The sequence below is a fragment of the Alteromonas sp. OM2203 genome (assembly GCF_048517045.1).
GTDB classification, from domain to species: Bacteria; Pseudomonadota; Gammaproteobacteria; order Enterobacterales; family Alteromonadaceae; genus Alteromonas; species Alteromonas gracilis.
This window is the reverse complement of sequence record NZ_CP183209.1, coordinates 13,433-29,870: the sequence shown is the minus strand read 5'-3', so window position 1 is coordinate 29,870 and position 16,438 is coordinate 13,433. Positions and strand designations below refer to the sequence as shown.

At 43.6% G+C, this 16,438-nt stretch carries 14 protein-coding genes; 7 read left to right on the top strand and 7 right to left on the bottom strand.

Translation table 11 applies throughout. The features are described from left to right. Nucleotides 1–13: 13 nt before the first annotated feature. From ACM0P2_RS00130 to ACM0P2_RS00115, 4 genes are all read right to left on the bottom strand, one after another. Nucleotides 14–556, bottom strand: coding sequence for a topoisomerase DNA-binding C4 zinc finger domain-containing protein (locus tag ACM0P2_RS00130; RefSeq protein ID WP_419227077.1), 543 nt, complete (start codon nt 554–556; stop codon nt 14–16). 87 nt (nt 557–643) lie between these two features. Beyond that, entirely contained in the window at nt 644–1,120 is a 477-nt protein-coding gene (locus tag ACM0P2_RS00125; RefSeq protein WP_025257120.1) for a DUF494 family protein, read from the bottom strand. Between the two features lies 1 nt (nt 1,121). After that, nucleotides 1,122–2,231 (bottom strand): DNA-processing protein DprA, encoded by a 1,110-nt coding sequence (gene dprA / locus ACM0P2_RS00120; RefSeq protein WP_419227076.1) that lies wholly within the window; start codon nt 2,229–2,231, stop codon nt 1,122–1,124. Nucleotides 2,232–2,270: 39 nt separating this feature from the next. Then, the gene (locus tag ACM0P2_RS00115) at nt 2,271–3,344 is read right to left on the bottom strand and encodes a LysM peptidoglycan-binding domain-containing protein (protein WP_419227075.1); all 1,074 of its coding nucleotides are present in this window, start codon (nt 3,342–3,344) and stop codon (nt 2,271–2,273) included. Between the two features lie 216 nt (nt 3,345–3,560). Between ACM0P2_RS00115 and def the strand changes: the two genes are divergently transcribed. The 4 genes from def to trkA all read left to right on the top strand — a co-directional run bounded on the left by def (nt 3,561) and on the right by trkA (nt 7,797). Continuing rightward, nucleotides 3,561–4,070, top strand: coding sequence for a peptide deformylase (gene def, locus ACM0P2_RS00110; RefSeq protein ID WP_419227074.1), 510 nt, complete (start codon nt 3,561–3,563; stop codon nt 4,068–4,070). Nucleotides 4,071–4,078: 8 nt separating this feature from the next. Next, nucleotides 4,079–5,029, top strand: coding sequence for a methionyl-tRNA formyltransferase (fmt, locus tag ACM0P2_RS00105; RefSeq protein WP_159118803.1), 951 nt, complete (start codon nt 4,079–4,081; stop codon nt 5,027–5,029). A 2-nt stretch (nt 5,030–5,031) separates the two neighbouring features. Continuing rightward, nucleotides 5,032–6,351, top strand: coding sequence for a 16S rRNA (cytosine(967)-C(5))-methyltransferase RsmB (gene rsmB / locus ACM0P2_RS00100; protein WP_419227073.1), 1,320 nt, complete (start codon nt 5,032–5,034; stop codon nt 6,349–6,351). Between the two features lie 66 nt (nt 6,352–6,417). After that, nucleotides 6,418–7,797: a Trk system potassium transporter TrkA gene (trkA, locus tag ACM0P2_RS00095; protein ID WP_105932370.1), complete on the top strand. Its 1,380-nt coding sequence runs from the start codon at nt 6,418–6,420 to the stop codon at nt 7,795–7,797. Between the two features lie 157 nt (nt 7,798–7,954). Here trkA and ACM0P2_RS00090 read toward each other — a convergent pair whose 3' ends face one another. Together ACM0P2_RS00090 and elbB are read right to left on the bottom strand one after the other, a co-directional pair. Continuing rightward, nucleotides 7,955–9,406 carry a TrkH family potassium uptake protein gene (locus ACM0P2_RS00090; RefSeq protein ID WP_159118799.1) on the bottom strand — a complete coding sequence of 484 codons (1,452 nt, stop codon included), beginning with the start codon at nt 9,404–9,406 and terminating at the stop codon, nt 7,955–7,957. Nucleotides 9,407–9,700: 294 nt separating this feature from the next. Continuing rightward, nucleotides 9,701–10,354, bottom strand: a complete 654-nt coding sequence (gene elbB / locus ACM0P2_RS00085) for an isoprenoid biosynthesis glyoxalase ElbB (RefSeq protein WP_419227072.1) — start codon at nt 10,352–10,354, stop codon at nt 9,701–9,703. A 421-nt stretch (nt 10,355–10,775) separates the two neighbouring features. On the opposite strand from elbB, the gene polA reads away from it, so the two are divergent. Beyond that, nucleotides 10,776–13,568, top strand: coding sequence for a DNA polymerase I (polA, locus tag ACM0P2_RS00080; protein WP_419227071.1), 2,793 nt, complete (start codon nt 10,776–10,778; stop codon nt 13,566–13,568). Between the two features lie 387 nt (nt 13,569–13,955). Here the strand turns inward: polA and yihA are convergent, their stop codons facing one another. Further along, the gene (gene yihA, locus ACM0P2_RS00075) at nt 13,956–14,591 is read right to left on the bottom strand and encodes a ribosome biogenesis GTP-binding protein YihA/YsxC (protein ID WP_159118794.1); all 636 of its coding nucleotides are present in this window, start codon (nt 14,589–14,591) and stop codon (nt 13,956–13,958) included. 174 nt (nt 14,592–14,765) lie between these two features. On the opposite strand from yihA, the gene ACM0P2_RS00070 reads away from it, so the two are divergent. Continuing rightward, nucleotides 14,766–15,389 (top strand): c-type cytochrome, encoded by a 624-nt coding sequence (locus ACM0P2_RS00070; RefSeq protein WP_159118792.1) that lies wholly within the window; start codon nt 14,766–14,768, stop codon nt 15,387–15,389. Nucleotides 15,390–15,743: 354 nt separating this feature from the next. Further along, nucleotides 15,744–16,391 (top strand): class I SAM-dependent methyltransferase, encoded by a 648-nt coding sequence (locus tag ACM0P2_RS00065; protein WP_159118790.1) that lies wholly within the window; start codon nt 15,744–15,746, stop codon nt 16,389–16,391. Nucleotides 16,392–16,438: the final 47 nt, after the last annotated feature.

Sequence of the window (16,438 nt, the reverse complement as noted above, 5' to 3'; positions counted from 1 at the left end):
GTTGTTCGTATAGTTACTTTTTAAAGCCACAAGTTGGCTGAGGGCACTGAATCTGCCCTTTTTTGTCTATTAAAACTCCCCATCCACATTCGGGACACTTTTCATTTACTGGCGTGAAATTTAGCACATAACGGCATTTCGGATAATGGTTACACGCAAAAAACTGTTTGCCGTATTTGTTAGTACGCGAGATTAACTGGCCTTTTTCACACTTTGGGCAATCTACCAAAGTCTCTTCTTTTTCTTTTATAGGCTCAATGTGATGACAAGAAGGAAAATTAGTACACCCGATAAACATACCAAATCGGCCCTTCTTTATTGCCAAGTCAGATGCGCATTCAGGACACGCTACACCCTCTAAGGTTTTGAGTATGGTGGTTTGCTTATCGTGCAGTGGCTTGCTGAAAGTACATTCAGGATAGCCCGTACACCCTATAAAGGGCCCCGATTTGCTGTTCTTTATGTGAAGAGGTTTACCGCAGTCCGGGCAGTCTCCGAAATTATCATCCAAAGCATGCTCGTGCGCTGAAAAAAGTGAATGGTCTATTTTAGACATGTATTAGACGTTAAGGCCTTAAACACGCTGCTATTTCACAGCGCATTCTTAAGTAGGTTTTTTTAAATGCCAGAGTCTACGACTGCATTAATGCAGAACACCATCTGGCTCTTCGAACAAAAGATCTTCCATCTGCGCGTAGGCTTTTTCTTTACCAGGCACGTTAAATAGTACCATTAGCACAACCCACTTCAGATCTTCTAAACAAAATTCGCTAGAGTCAATTTCCATAACGCGATCTATTACCATCTCGCGCGTAGACGCATCCAAAACGTTGACCTGTTCTAAGAACATAAGAAAACCGCGACATTCCACATCTAAACGCATTTGTTCTTCGTGCGTGTAGATACGGCTTAAGCTAGTGCTAATGCCTTTGCAAAAATACGGTTTAATATCCGTTTCTTGCAGTGCTGCTAACTTTTCTAACCATGCGAGGGCTTTATAAATCTCATCGTGATGAAATCCTGCGCGCACAAGCTCTTCCGTTAACTCGTCTTGATCAACACGAATTTCCGTTTCACTGTGAATGAAGTTTTCAAACAGATACATGAGGATATCGAACATATTATTTTCCCCTCAATTTAACGTAACCACCAGGGACAGCAGCTACTAAACCACGCAACTCATATTCTAATAATGATGCCATTGCTTGCGATACAGATAAGGCATTGCGCTGGGCTATGACATCAATAGCGGTGATGTCATAATCCACACTAGCTAATAATTTATCGGTTGCCAAGCTATTCGCTGCACTTTTTTCGTCTTGTTCATCTATGCCTAAGCTTATCTGCTCGGGATAAACCTCAATTTCTTCGAGAATATCGTTACTAGTAGTTACTAATTTTGCGCCTTGCTGGATTAACCAGTGGCAACCTTCCGAATACGCGTGAAAGATATTTCCTGGCACAGCGAATACTTCTCGCCCCAGATCTGCGGCCAAATTTGCAGTTATCAAGGTACCGCTTTTAATTTTTGCCTCTACCACTAAGGTTCCAAGAGATAATGCCGCAATTATTCGATTGCGACGAGGAAAGTGCCAAGGCTTAGGTCCCTGCCCGGGGAAAAACTCTGTAATGCTTAACCCCCCATTATGGTTAATATCATTAAGTATCTTAATATTTTTAGCTGGATAAACTTTATCAGGCCCAGTCCCCATAACTGCAATGGTGCCTGTGCTCCCTGCCATAGCGCCTTGGTGTGCAGCGCTATCTATTCCCATTGCGAGACCACTCGTCACTACCACTCCGTTATTAGATAAGCTCAGAGAAAAGTCATTGGCAATTTGTTTGCCTTGATGACTGGCTCGCCGACTACCTACCACTGCGATTTGTTTTTGCCCTAACAGTTCTAAATTGCCGGTAGCAAATAATACGAATGGCGGGCTGTCCAGTTGCTTGAGTAACGCTGGATAAAATGGCGAGTCTACGGTGATGATATGTCTATTTTGACCGGCTTCTTTCCATTTGAACGCAGCATCGACATACGGTTGTGATATTTGACCGATAAGCGCTTTTGTCTTTTCGCAAAGGGCTGTGTTTTCTTTTAAGAGCTCATGGGGAGAAAGCTGGTAGCGCTCCAGCACTTCTAGCCAACTCTTTGGCGAAACGCTCTGTGCAGAAGCAAGTTTAACCCACGGTAACTGCGTACTATCGGGGGGTGTTAGCTGTAAGTTCATCATCGCTCCTTAGTGAGCGACAATGAACTTAAAAAAGCATTAAGGTTTCGCCACTATGAAGCCGCGCTTAATTCCTTTATTCGCTCGCGTTATTAATCCATAACTTGCCGCATCAAATGTTTTAAATACTACGACTTCGCCAACTTTGAGTGCGGGCTGTGATACCGTATCGATAAACCATTCTCCGCCGCTTCTTGCGCCAGGCTCATCGACATAGCGCGGGCTTTCTTCGTCAATAATAGCTGGCCCTTGAGCGTAAACTCCCAAGACGGTACCAGGAGAAACATCTACGGAGCCCAAGTCGAGGATGACAACATCGTACTTACCAAGCAAATCGTATTCATGTAAGTCGCCAACTACTGCTCCTCTTTGCGATTTAGCTGGAACCAATTCAAAGCTATCGGGATGGTCGAACCCACCCGCCATTAGCTTATCGCCACGCTTTGCTTCCTGATCCGCATCGTCAATAAAAAGCAACATACTATCGTCAGCTTGCCCATTTTCTACCAACGAAGCCGAAGATACGTGAGTAACTTGAATACCCAATATTTTTCCGTCTAGATTTTTTATAGTAGCGTGCTTTCTCACTACCCTAAACTGATCGTCAGTACTGAATTGCTGTTGACTGAGGACAAAATCGTCCGAAGCAAATCTCACGTTTCCGTCTTGATTGCCCAACAACTTAGGCAATGCTTTATAGTCGCCTTCTTCAAGAAGCATGTGCTGCCTGATAAACGGAGAAAGCGTTGTCCAAGAGAGGACGTCTACCGGCTTTGGTTTAAGGCGTCTGTCTGTGGATGGTGAAAGTTTGTAAGTGGGTTTGTCTCGTTTCACCGTTAAAACAGGCTCACCATCAACAAAACCAACAACAATTACATCGCCTGGATAAATTAAGTGAGGATTATCTATTTGCGTGTTGGTACGCCATAACTCAGGCCAGAGCCAAGGTTCTTTTAGGAAGATATTTGCTATAGCCCAAAGTGTATCCCCACGCTTCACCGTATAGGTTTCCGGCGCTGTTTCTTTAAGTTGAAGCGCAAATGCAGGTAACGACAACAATGCACAAATAAATAATATTGCGCCGCGACGAGCGCTCATTAATCGTTTTTTCAAATTAACCACCTGCAAATTATTCACTATCTCTTTTTGTTGATTTTTCGCACAATAGCACTATATCGGCAAAAGTTGTTATTCTTATAGGCCTTCGGCAAAAAACTGCACGAAAGTAACCGTTATACGTTAGAATAGTAACTTAATAGGCACTGTAAAGCGTGCTGGCAATTAGATCGTATATGAATTTATACAGCGAAAAGGTGAAGTAAGCGAGAAATGGCAATTTTAGACGTATTAAGTTTTCCTGATGAGCGTCTTCGTACGGTAGCTAAACCCGTCGAAGAGGTTAACGACGAAATTAAACAACTGGTATCGGATATGTTCGAGACCATGAAAGACGAGAACGGAATTGGCCTTGCAGCTACGCAAGTTAACCGCCATGTTCAAGTTGTTGTAATGGACGTATCGGAAGATCAAAACGAGCCACGCGTGTTTATCAACCCAGAAATCATTCGCAAAGATGGTTCGACAATTAGTGAAGAAGGTTGTTTATCTGTGCCGGGCAACTACGCCAAAGTTGAGCGAGCAGAAGCGATTACCGTTAAAGCCTTAGATCAAAATGGCGAGTTGTTTGAGCTAGATGCTGAAGGGCTGCTGGCTATTTGTATCCAGCACGAACTCGATCATTTAAAGGGTAAGTTGTTTATCGACTATCTTTCCCCTCTCAAGCGCCAACGCATTCGCAAAAAGCTTGAGAAAGAAGCACGTCTTGCAGCTAAAGCTTAAGGATTAACGTGACAGCGCCATTGAAAGTCATTTTTGCCGGTACTCCGGATTTTGCAGCTAAACATTTATCGGCACTACTTGATAGTGAGCACGAGGTTGTTGCGGTTTACACACAGCCAGACAGACCTGCCGGACGTGGTAAAAAGCTAACAGCCAGCCCTGTTAAAGTACTTGCAGAAGAAAGTAACATTCCTGTTTACCAACCCCACTCTTTAAAAGTCGAAGATGCACAGCAAGAACTTGCTGCCCTTAACGCCGACTTAATGGTTGTTGTTGCCTATGGTCTGTTACTCCCAACGGCGGTGCTTAATGCGCCGAGACTCGGATGTATCAATGTACACGGTTCAATTTTGCCTAAGTGGCGCGGTGCAGCGCCAATTCAACGTGCTATATGGGCAGGAGATGCTGAAACCGGTGTAACTATAATGCAGATGGACGAAGGCTTGGACACAGGTGACATGCTATACATTGCAACGTTGCCCATTGCTGCTAACGATACTAGCGCGACCATGTACGACAAACTTGCCGAACTTGGACCTAAAGCCTTGGTAGATGTAGTCAATGACTTCGAAAGTTATTCTCCTACGAAGCAAGATGATACACAGGCAACCTACGCCAAGAAGCTGTCTAAAGAAGAAGCCTTAATTGATTGGTCTGATGACGCCGAACAGATTGAACGCAATATTCGAGCGTTTAATCCATGGCCCGTAGCTTGGATGCAGGTTGAAGACCAAAATGTAAAAGTGTGGGCTGCCAATGTGGTTACCCTCCCTAATAAAACTTCTCCCGGAACTATCGTTAGCGCGAATAAAGAAGGTATTACTGTTGCTACTGGACGGGACGCGCTTTGTATTACATTGCTTCAGATCCCTGGTAAGAAAGCGCTCCCTGCCTCTGACGTAATCAATGCTCGCAAAGCTTGGTTTGAAGTAGGTCGTTGTCTGACACAAACGGATTAAACGTGAAACCACTACCTCTACCGAAACAAAAAAACTTACGTGCCGATTGTGCGTGGGTTATCTATCAAATCTTAGAGCAAGGTAAATCATCTCGAGAGTGTTTAGAGCGCGTTCAACGCAGGCACAATGCAAGAGATAATGCATGGTTACAGGAAATGTCGCTGGGAGTAATGCGTCGTCTTCCAATACTGCAGCATTGGCTCAGAACCCTGCTCGATAGACCTTTAAAGGGTAACAAAAAAGTCGTTGAGCATTTGATTCTTCTTGGCCTCTATCAGCTTAATTTTTCTCGAGTAAGCAAGCATGCGGCGGTAGGTGAAACGGTGGCCGCAGCGTCGTATTTAAATGCTTCCGGGCTTAAAGGCTTAGTGAACGCAGTGCTACGTAATTTTCAGCGTGAAGAGCTTGCTTGCAAACCAGTTGATGATGCCATCATTAATAGTGGCCTGCCCAAGTGGCTGTATAAGGCGATAGAAGAGGCCTACGATGCTGATGCAGATCACGTGCGAAATGAAACAAACGCAATGGCCCCTATTTGGCTTCGCGTTAATACGCTTCAAACATCCTTAACAGCTTTCACTGAAGCACTTGATGGCGCCGGGGTTCAATACACGCTGAGCGATCAGCATTCAGACGCGATCATACTTACCAACAGAGAAGACATCACCGCCCTGCCTGGCTTTGAAAAAGGCCACTTTGCAGTACAAGATGGTGCGGCTCAGTTAGCGGCACATTATTTAAAGCCGCAGACAAATGAACGTATTTTAGATTGTTGCGCTGCGCCCGGCGGGAAAACAGGTCATATTGTAGAGCGCGAACCAAACACCGAATATGTATTGGCTTTGGATGCGGATGCCAGCCGTCTTAAACGCGTCGAAGAAAACATGACTCGGCTTAAGCATCAGGTTGATATTAAACAAGGGGACGCTGCTGCCCCTGATTCATGGTGGGACGGTAAGCTGTTCGATAGAATTTTGCTGGACGCACCTTGTTCTGCCACAGGTGTTATTCGTCGCCATCCGGATATTCGCTGGTTACGTAAAGCCAATGATATAGATAATCTCGCGCAGCTGCAGCGCCGTATTTTGGATACTCTGTGGGGGCTACTAAAGCCCGGCGGTACCCTGCTTTATGCTACGTGCTCCATTTTGCCAAAAGAAAACGCAACGCAAATAGCGCAGTTTTTATCAGATACTCCCGATGCAATGTTGTCGCCGATAACGAAAACCGAAACTCCTGAAAAACCTGGTCGCCAAATTAAACCAGGTGAACAACAAATGGATGGTTTCTATTATGCGAGACTGGTAAAGTCGGCAGAATGAGAGCTCAATAGTTGTGCAATATCATAAACGTAAGACCGGCACGAATACGAAGGCAAAATAATAACAATGAAAATCATCATTTTGGGGGCAGGACAAGTAGGTGGCACGCTTGCTGAAAACCTAGTCGGTGAGAATAACGAAATTACCGTTATCGATTCAGACCCTACCATACTGCGTGGACTTCAAGACCGACTTGATCTGCAAGTAGTGACTGGTGTGGGGTCACACCCTGATGTACTGCGTAAAGCCGGCGCAGAAGACGCCGATATGTTGATAGCAGTGACCAACAGTGATGAAAGTAACATGTTGGCCTGCCAGGTAGCTTACAGCTTGTTCAAAACCCCTACCAAGATTGCCCGTGTACGTTCTGAGCAATACATCATCTATCAAGAGCAGCTTTATAAGCAGCAAGATATTCCCGTTGACCATATTATTGCGCCAGAACAACTGGTCACTAAAGCCATCAAACGTCTTATTGACTATCCAGGTGCGCTTCAAGTGGTTGAGTTTGCTGACGGTAAGGCGAGCTTGGTTGCAGTAAAAGCCTACTATGGTGGTTTGTTAGTCGGACACGCTCTATCTGCACTTAAAGACCATATGCCTAACGTAGAAACTCGCGTTGCTGCCATATATAGGCGGGGCCGTCCTATTCGTCCATTAGGAACCACCGTGATAGAGGCTGACGACGAAGTTTTCTTTATTGCAGCGACTAAACATATTCGTGCAGTGATGAGCGAGCTTCAAAAGCTTGAGTCTAGCTATAAGCGAATTATGATTGCAGGCGGTGGATTGATTGGTGCAGGTTTAGCCAAAAAGCTAGAGCATAACCACAATGTAAAGCTGATTGAATATAGCCCAGAGCGGGCGAAGTACCTTTCCGCCAATTTAGATAAAACCATCGTTTTCAGTGGCGATGCCTCTGACCCAGAGCTACTTAGTGAAGAAAACATTGAACAGGTAGACGCTTTCATCGCCGTTACTAACGATGATGAGGCGAATATAATGTCAGCAATGCTGGCAAAACGCATGGGGGCACAAAAAGCCATGGTGCTTATTCAGCGAAGCGCCTATGTAGACTTGGTTCAAGGAGGCGAAATAGATATTGCCTTTTCACCTCAGCAAGCCACCATTTCCGCCCTATTAACCCACGTGCGTCGCGGTGACATTGTTAACGTTTACTCGTTAAGACGCGGCGCCGCTGAGGCCATTGAAGCCATTGCACATGGTGATGAAAATACCTCTAAGGTCGTTGGAAAACAAATCGGTGATATTAAGTTACCACCAGGCACGACCATTGGTGCTATTGTCCGCGACGATCAGGTAATAATCGCGCACAGCGACACAAAAATAGAAGCTAACGACCACATTATCTTGTTCTTAGTTGATAAAAAATACATTGGTGATGTGGAAAAGCTGTTCCAGCCAAGCGCTTTTTTCTTTGGCTAGTGCAGTGCATAAGGAAGTGAATTCAACACGCGGATTAATACTAATAACAGTGTTATTAGAGGCGGTAAAATAGCGGTAAAACAAATTTTACGGCACGCACAAAAAGGCGCTACTCATCGCCCTTTCTCTTAACTTGGATGCGCTATGAACTTTCAAATTAACTACGCCAAAACGTAGGTGAAAACAGCACCAGAAGCGAGAACACTTCCAATCGTCCAAATACCATAGCTGTTACCAGGATCCATTTACCAGCATCGCTAACATCAGCATAATTCGCAGCGACACTGCCAAGTCCTGGACCTAAGTTGTTCAACATTGCAGCTGTTGCGGTAAACGCGCTTAGATTGTCGAGACCAGTGGCAATCAAACCAATCATGATTATCACAAAGACCACAGCATAAGCCGAGAAAAACCCCCACACAGCCTCCACGACTCTATCAGGCATCGCTCGGTCACCGAGCTTTACGCTGTAAACGGCTTTAGGATGAATGAGCCTGTCAACTTCTCGCTTACCTTGTAAGAAAAGTAAGCACACCCGTACGACTTTTAAACCGCCACCCGTTGAGCTTGCGCACCCACCAATAAAGCTAGAAAAAATAAGCATGATGGGTAGAAACGTTGGCCACACAGAGAAATCTGTTGTTGCAAAACCTGCCGTGGTGCTGATTGACACCGCTTGAATCATAGCTTGGTCGAGAGCTTGCTCCGCTGAACTATAGTAGCCTGAAAGCGTAAGCACTAAAAAGCAAATGCCGATAAGCGACGCTTGAATAATAAAGAACGCTTTAAATTCAGGATCTTTAAAGTAACCTTTTATTGACCGTGAGCTCACCGCTGCATAATGGAGCGAAAAGTTAAGCGCTGCGATAAGTAAAAAGACCGTACAGACTACATTTACTACAGGGCTGTTAAAATAACCCAAGCTGGCGTCATGATTTGAAAAACCACCAATAGCGACAGTGGAAAAGGCGTGGCAAATAGAGTCAAAAACACTCATCCCTGCTAGCCAATATGCACCAGCACATGCAATAGTGATTGAGAGATAAATGTACCATAAATGCTTTGCTGTATCGGCTATGCGTGGTGTCATCTTATTGTCTTTCACAGGGCCCGGCGTTTCAGCTCGGTAGAGCTGCATGCCCCCCACACCTAAGATAGGCAGAATTGCTACGGCAAGTACGATGATACCCATACCACCTAGCCATTGTAGCTGCTGGCGGTAAAATTGTACTGAGTGCGGCAGAAAGTCTATTCCCTCTATAACCGTTGCGCCAGTGGTTGTTAAGCCTGAGAAAGACTCAAAGAAAGCATCGGTTATTGTCATACTTGGTTGTTCTAGCAAAATTAGCGGGATTGCCCCCACACTGGCTAGTACTGTCCAGAAAAGCGCAACGATAAGGAAACCTTCACGGGCCCTTAAATCATTTTTTTGCTGACGATTGGGATACCACAGCGCCATACCGCCAATAACGCACAATATAAATGCGAGGGTGAAAGGAAGACCGCTGCCATCTTGATAAACTAACGACACGATAGCAGGTGGGATCATGGTTACGCTAAAGAGCGCAATCAGTAATCCAAGTATTCGTATAATGGCACGGTAGTGCATTTTTTATTAAGCCTTTGTTCTTATAATGGCGCAATCGTTTCAGTGTGTCTTTGAACAATACCAAAGAGCATCTCACTCCAAGGCCAATGATTCTTTACTATACATTTTTTAGCATGTTATGCCGTTTGAGTTGGATGAATGTTTAAAAACACTATCAGAAACATTCATCTCGCTATAGTTTGAGCTTAAGCGATGGTCGAGAGTATAGAGTTTTGATTATAAGGCGATTATCTATACGGGGAAACCTTTGTCTCCCCTTATCACTTTACTATGCAAATACAGATGGTACAGATATCATTTCATGGCAAGGACGGTACTCACCATTTTACTGATACTCGTATGAGCTTCGCTAATGCTATTTGCCATCATGTATGCTGGTGTTGTAACGAGTTTAGCGTCGTTATCTACCACCACTTCATCAACGGCACAATCGACGTGACAAGCACCTAACGCATTTAAGCCCTCAGCTGTATCTTTATCGCTACCTATCGTCATCTTTGTTTGATTGCCATATACTTTTGCGGCAAGCGCTGGTGCAATACATGCGTATGCAGCGGGCTTTTTCGCTCGAGCAAAGGCTTTACAAACGTTGAGTACGTCTTCATTGAACGCACAGTTTTTGCCGTCTACGGCAAAAGTACACAGGTTCTTTGCAGCACCAAAGCCGCCGGGTAAAATAAGCACGTCAAATGCATTAACATCGCATTCAGCTATAGGTTTTATATTTCCTCTAGCAATACGCGCTGACTCAACTAAAACATTACGTGTTTCACCTTCAGCAACCTCTCCCGTAAGGTGATTAATTACATGTAATTGTTCCACATCAGGTGCGAAGCATTGATAAGAAGCCCCCTCTTGCTCTATGGCTAAAAGCGTTAATACCGCTTCATGCAACTCAGTTCCGTCGAATACGCCACTTCCACTTAAAATCACGGCTACTTGCTTCATATTATTCTCCTAGGCGACATGCCATCTACTTATAAAAAAATTGGCTATTAAACACGCAGTTGCTCAAAAAAAGTTCTTAATAATACGTATATACAATGTTAATGGTTATGTTACATTACTTGGCCAACTTGGTTAAACCAAAAATAAACGTTCACCAAGTTATCCACATAAAATGGAATGTTTAGTAGCAGGTATGCTGTTTTCACACCTTTGTCTCATTCCCTTATTTTTCTTGATTTGAAAGGTGATCTTTAATTTGACAAAGATCATCTGGATCACTGTGTCTTAAACTTTAGATCACAATGTTATCCACAGGCTAATAACGATCCGCCCTCCATCTTAATCTTCCTTCATTATATGGCGATCTAATCAAGGCTGTGGCATCCTTGCGCTCATATTGTATATTGGAAAAACGTCATCTATGCCTGACTCTAAAAAGTCCCCATTTATTCTTGTCGATGGATCGTCATATCTATTTCGCGCCTTTCACGGGCTTCCGCCGCTGACAAACTCAAAAGGTCAAGACACAGGTGCTATTTATGGCGTTGTGAACATGCTTAAAAGCTTGATAAAACAATACAATCCTACCCATATGGCGGTAATTTTTGACGCCAAGGGCAAAACGTTTCGTGATGATATTTATAAAGAGTACAAAGCGAATCGCCCTCCCATGCCGAATGAGCTTAGAAGTCAGATCGAGCCTTTACACACCATCATTAAAGCAATGGGCTTACCTGTCATTGTAGAGTCAGGCGTTGAAGCCGATGACGTGATTGGCACGTTAGCAAAACACGCTACTGAAAAGGGTATAGAAACCCTGATCAGTACGGGTGATAAAGATATGGCACAGTTGGTTAACGAACACGTTACTCTGATCAATACCATGACGAACCAGATTATGGACGTTGAAGGAGTGAATACTAAGTTTGGTATTCCACCGGAACTCGTGATCGATTTTCTAGCCCTTAAGGGTGATAAAGTTGATAACATCCCGGGCGTCCCGGGTGTAGGTGATAAAAGCGCTCAAGCTTTGCTAAACGGTATTGGCGGCATTGACGACATCTATAAGAATTTAGATAAGATTGCCGATCTTTCCTTTCGAGGGAGCAAGTCAATGGCTGCTAAAATGGAAGAGTATGAGGAACAAGCTCGCCTTTCCTATACACTTGCCACTATCAGTGTTGATCTAGACTTAGAGTATGATGTCGAAACGCTGATGCCTTGCCAGGCAGACAACGAACAGCTTCGCGATCTGTTTGCAGAATATGAATTTAAGCGCTGGCATGCCGAAGTGAGTGCACTGGTTGCGGGGGGTGATACATCAAACACCCCAAGTACAGATGCTAGTGATAACGACGACAACGAAGAAGAAAGTGGTTCTTCGCTCTCTGTCGAGATTGATAAGTCAAAATACGAAACCGTACTTGATAAGGACCGCTTTAATGAGTGGGTTGATAAATTAGCGAAAGCCGAATTAATTGCTTTTGATACCGAAACCACCAGCCTGAACTACATGGATGCAGAGATAGTTGGCGTGTCGTTCTGTATTGAAGAAGGCGAAGCTGCTTACGTGCCTGTTGCCCATGATTATCCCGACGCACCAGTACAATTATCAAGAGAATTTGTACTGGATGCCTTGAAGCCTATTTTGGAATCAGACCAAGTAATAAAAGTAGGCCAGCACATTAAATATGATAAGAATGTTTTAGCTAACTACGACATTACGTTAAACGGCATAGGCTTCGACACTATGCTTGAAAGCTATGTACTGAACAGTACTGCACAGCGCCACGATATGGACTCACTCGCCCTCGCCTACCTTGGCCATAAAACGATTCATTTTGAAGAGATTGCAGGCAAAGGTGCTAAACAGCTCACGTTTAACCAAATTAATCTTGATGAAGCTGGGCCTTATGCCGCAGAAGACGCCGATATCACCCTTCGATTACACAATGCAATTTGGAGTAAGTTGAAGGATATTCCTGAGCTTAAAAATCTACTGATAGATGTTGAAGTTCCCCTTGCCTGTGTTCTTTCTCGAATGGAGCAAGAAGGAGTTTTAATTGACAGTCAAAGACTGCGTCAACAAAGCCAAGACCTTGCTACACGTATTGCTGAACTTGAAAACGAGGTGCATGAAGAAGCCGGTGAACCATTTAACCTAGGTTCAACCAAACAGCTTCAGCATGTTCTTTTTGAAAAGATGTCGCTACCTGTAATTAAAAAGACACCTAAAGGCGCGCCGTCCACGTCTGAAGATGTACTACAAGAGCTTGCGCTAGAATACCCACTTCCAAAAAAGATTATGGAATATCGCGGCTTAACAAAACTCAAGAATACCTATACCGATAAGCTACCGAAAATGATCAATCACCGCACAGGTCGAGTGCATACGTCTTATCATCAAGCGGTAACGGCAACAGGGCGCCTTTCATCAACGGATCCTAATTTACAAAACATTCCTATTCGCAATGAAGAAGGTCGTCGCGTACGTCAGGCGTTTGTTCCAAGGGAAGGAAATAAGTTTGTCGCAGCTGACTACTCTCAAATTGAGCTGCGTATTATGGCGCACCTGTCTGGCGATAAAGGTCTTCTAGATGCGTTTGCTAACGGTAAGGATATCCATAAGGCAACGGCTGCTGAAGTATTTGGTGTGCCATTAGAAGACGTGACAACAGAGCAGCGACGCAGTGCAAAAGCGATTAACTTTGGTCTTATTTATGGAATGAGCGCGTTTGGTTTATCGAAACAACTTAATATTCCACGTAATGAAGCACAAAAATACATGGATCTCTACTTTGAACGCTATCCTGGTGTACTTGAATACATGGATTCAACCCGTGAGACCGCAAAAGAAAAAGGCTATGTAGAAACTGTATTTGGTCGTAGGCTTTATTTGCCAGATATTAAAGCAAGTAATGGAGCCCGTAGAAAAGGAGCTGAACGCGCCGCAATCAATGCTCCGATGCAGGGGACAGCAGCAGATATCATTAAGATGGCAATGATTAAGGTAGATGACTGGATAAGAAAAAATGCATCTGACGATGTCACTATGATGATGCAAGTACACGATGAACTGGTTTTTGAAATTAAAGAGGACAAAGTAGATGCTTATGTTTCTACTATTACTTCGCTAATGGAAAGTGCCGCTACGTTAAATGTGCCACTTGTTGTAGAAGCAGGCGTGGGCGAAAACTGGGACGAGGCGCACTAATTCGGTAATTAGATTACAGTTTTAACAGTGAAATGTAAGAATACGCTTCACTATTTGGTAATTTAATTACATAACACCCTTGCCTTTTCTGTGCGTTGTTGTAATATTACGCATGTAGGGTACAGAGGTGAGAAAGCTGTTTTCAAACCTTTGCTTTAACCCCGACAGTTTTGTCGGGGTTTTTTTATGTCTGCAGAAAAGTAATAATTTTTAATTATCAGTGATTTAAAAATTTAAAAATAATTTTTTTAACTTTTTCTGAACTTCTCTATTTCTGGCTACTCTATATCTACGGTTTTTATGTGTTTTCTCTCAGTTTACGCCTCGCACTTCGCGGGGCGTTCTTTTTTCAAACACACGACTTTGTTATCAAGATAGCAAAAGTTATCACTCCCCTTCGCTGTCAGACTCTTCACCACTTTCATTTTTATTTAAACCGAACCATGTATCTAAAATGCGCTCTAGTTCTGGTAAACCATGTTTATTTAGTGACGAGAAGGTTTGTACGGTTACATCGCCCATGAACGCCATTGCGGCCTCACGAGCCATAAGATGCTGTGCTTTTCGCTTGCCGCTTTTTAATTTGTCAGCTTTTGTAAGTAGTGCCAATACTGGTATATCTGACGCTACAGCCCAATGAATAAGGTCTTGGTCTAAATCTTTAAATGGATGACGAATGTCCATCAGCACTACCAAACCTTTAAGCGATTTACGCTTCTGTAAGTACTCGCCCAGTGATGCCTGCCATTTCTTTTTCATTGCCACAGGAACTTTGGCAAAGCCGTAGCCAGGTAAGTCCACTAGACGAAGTTCTTCCTCTAATTCAAATACGTTGATTAATTGGGTTCGACCTGGCGTCTTACTCGTTCTCGCTAAGTTTCTTTGACGAGTAAGGGTATTAAGTGCGCTTGATTTCCCTGCATTAGAACGACCCGCGAAGGCGACTTCAATGCCAGTGTCATTTTTCAAGTGACGAATGTCTGGTGCACTCGTAAAGAATTTTGCTTTGGTGTAGTACGACATCTAGAATAACCTCAACATGCGTCACAACCTTTGGTTTACAGTTATTTAATGAATAAACCAGCTAAAAACCATAGTTTTATCATGGAATAGGTTTTTCTGACGCGTTAAATGTGTAAAATACGCATGATATCACGTATATCACGCGAGCCGTTGGATCCATTTAAGAGATTTATTATGAAAAAACTGTGTTTGTTGGTATGTATGTCTTTAGGTTTAAGCGCGACTGCGATAGCAGAAGGCGATGCCGAGGCAGGAAAAGCGAAATCTGCAGTATGTGCAGCCTGTCATGGCCCTGATGGCAACAGCATGATTGACATGAACCCAAAACTTGCTGGCCAGCATGAGAAGTACATCGTTAAACAATTAACCGAATTTAAGCTAGCCTCTCAAACGGGCGGTGAAGAAGGTCGTAACAACGCTGTTATGAACGGTATGGCTGCTCCTCTTTCAGAACAAGACATGAAAGACTTAGCGGCTTACTTCTCGAGTCAAGAGCCAAAAGCCGGCGAAACACCTGAGCAGTACGTTGAAGCTGGACGTACACTTTACCAAGGCGGCGACGAGTCGAGAGGCGTAACAGCGTGTATCGCATGTCACGGACCGAAAGGTAACGGTATGGGCTTAGCTGGCTTCCCTGATATCAGCGGTCAACACGCAACTTACACAGCCTCACAGCTTAAAGCATTCCGTTCAGGTCAGCGTCATAACGACATGAATGGCATGATGCGTGATATCGCAATGAAATTAACCGATGAAGATATCGAGATTTTATCTAACTATATCGCGGGCTTACACTAAGCGTGACCGTTTTTAAACATTGTTGTTAAAATTTTGTTACCGAAAAAGTTGTATTTTGAAATTATTCGTGTAATCTAACGGCGTAGTTTGTAGGGGCCTTTGAAAACCTACAGGCTAAATAACAAGAATAATAATAAAAATGCAGCATGGAAGACAGGATAAAGAGCCACGAGGGCCAAAAACAACAATACAGCTCTGCTAACAAAAAAAATAAGGGGAGCACAGCTAGGGAAGCCAGATACACATAGATGTGTATAACGGGAGAGGTGTCATTGACACTCATACAATGCAAGGTGATGGTGAAAACCATCACCTTTTTCTTTTTCTAGTACTTCTTAAATTACCCGCTTTTTTATGTCTTGCCCTTTATGTTTAAGCTCTACACCACCGTCTCATTATCACAGTGATAAAAAACGTGACTACCTTCAATGCCACCATTGCAGCTTAGTCTATGTTTCTCCTGATTACTTACCATCTAAAGAGCAGGAAAAACAAGAATATGATCTGCATGAAAATAATTTTGAAGACGAAGGTTACAAAAAGTTTTTAAGAAAGCTTGTGACGCCCTTAACCCCCATTATCAAAGAGTTAAGCAGCGAAGAATTACGAGGATTAGATTTCGGCTGTGGCCCTGCCCCAGTTTTAGCAAGCATGCTAGAAGATGAAGGTATTCAAATGAACACTTACGACCCCTTCTATGCCAATACGCCTCAAGCGCTAGAACAACACTACAACATCATTACGTGTACAGAAGCTATAGAGCACTTTCATACTCCTCATAAGGAATGGGCATTGCTTACCACACTTCTAGCCTCCGAAGGTGTACTTGCCATTATGACAAAACGGGTGATTGATAAAGCGCGCTTTGCTAATTGGCACTATAAGAATGATATAACTCACGTTAGTTTTTTCAGTGTGGCTACCTTCGAGTTTTTAGCGCGTAGAGATGGGTTAGATGTCAGTTTTCCGGAAAACGATGTCGTTTTAATGAGAAAACGCTAGAGCGAAACATCGAATACTTAAACTTGTGTGTATTGATTTTCGACTGC

Excerpts from the sequence above, each read along its gene's own strand:
- ACM0P2_RS00130 (WP_419227077.1), bottom strand. The coding sequence starts at position 556 with ATGTCTAAAATAGACCATTCACTTTTTTCAGCGCACGAGCATGCTTTG.
- yihA (WP_159118794.1), bottom strand. The coding sequence starts at position 14,591 with ATGTCGTACTACACCAAAGCAAAATTCTTTACGAGTGCACCAGACATT.
- elbB (WP_419227072.1), bottom strand. The coding sequence starts at position 10,354 with ATGAAGCAAGTAGCCGTGATTTTAAGTGGAAGTGGCGTATTCGACGGA.
- def (WP_419227074.1), top strand. The coding sequence starts at position 3,561 with ATGGCAATTTTAGACGTATTAAGTTTTCCTGATGAGCGTCTTCGTACG.
- ACM0P2_RS00125 (WP_025257120.1), bottom strand. The coding sequence starts at position 1,120 with ATGTTCGATATCCTCATGTATCTGTTTGAAAACTTCATTCACAGTGAA.
- ACM0P2_RS00065 (WP_159118790.1), top strand. The coding sequence starts at position 15,744 with ATGTCTTGCCCTTTATGTTTAAGCTCTACACCACCGTCTCATTATCAC.
- ACM0P2_RS00070 (WP_159118792.1), top strand. The coding sequence starts at position 14,766 with ATGAAAAAACTGTGTTTGTTGGTATGTATGTCTTTAGGTTTAAGCGCG.
- polA (WP_419227071.1), top strand. The coding sequence starts at position 10,776 with ATGCCTGACTCTAAAAAGTCCCCATTTATTCTTGTCGATGGATCGTCA.
- ACM0P2_RS00090 (WP_159118799.1), bottom strand. The coding sequence starts at position 9,406 with ATGCACTACCGTGCCATTATACGAATACTTGGATTACTGATTGCGCTC.
- dprA (WP_419227076.1), bottom strand. The coding sequence starts at position 2,231 with ATGAACTTACAGCTAACACCCCCCGATAGTACGCAGTTACCGTGGGTT.
- trkA (WP_105932370.1), top strand. The coding sequence starts at position 6,418 with ATGAAAATCATCATTTTGGGGGCAGGACAAGTAGGTGGCACGCTTGCT.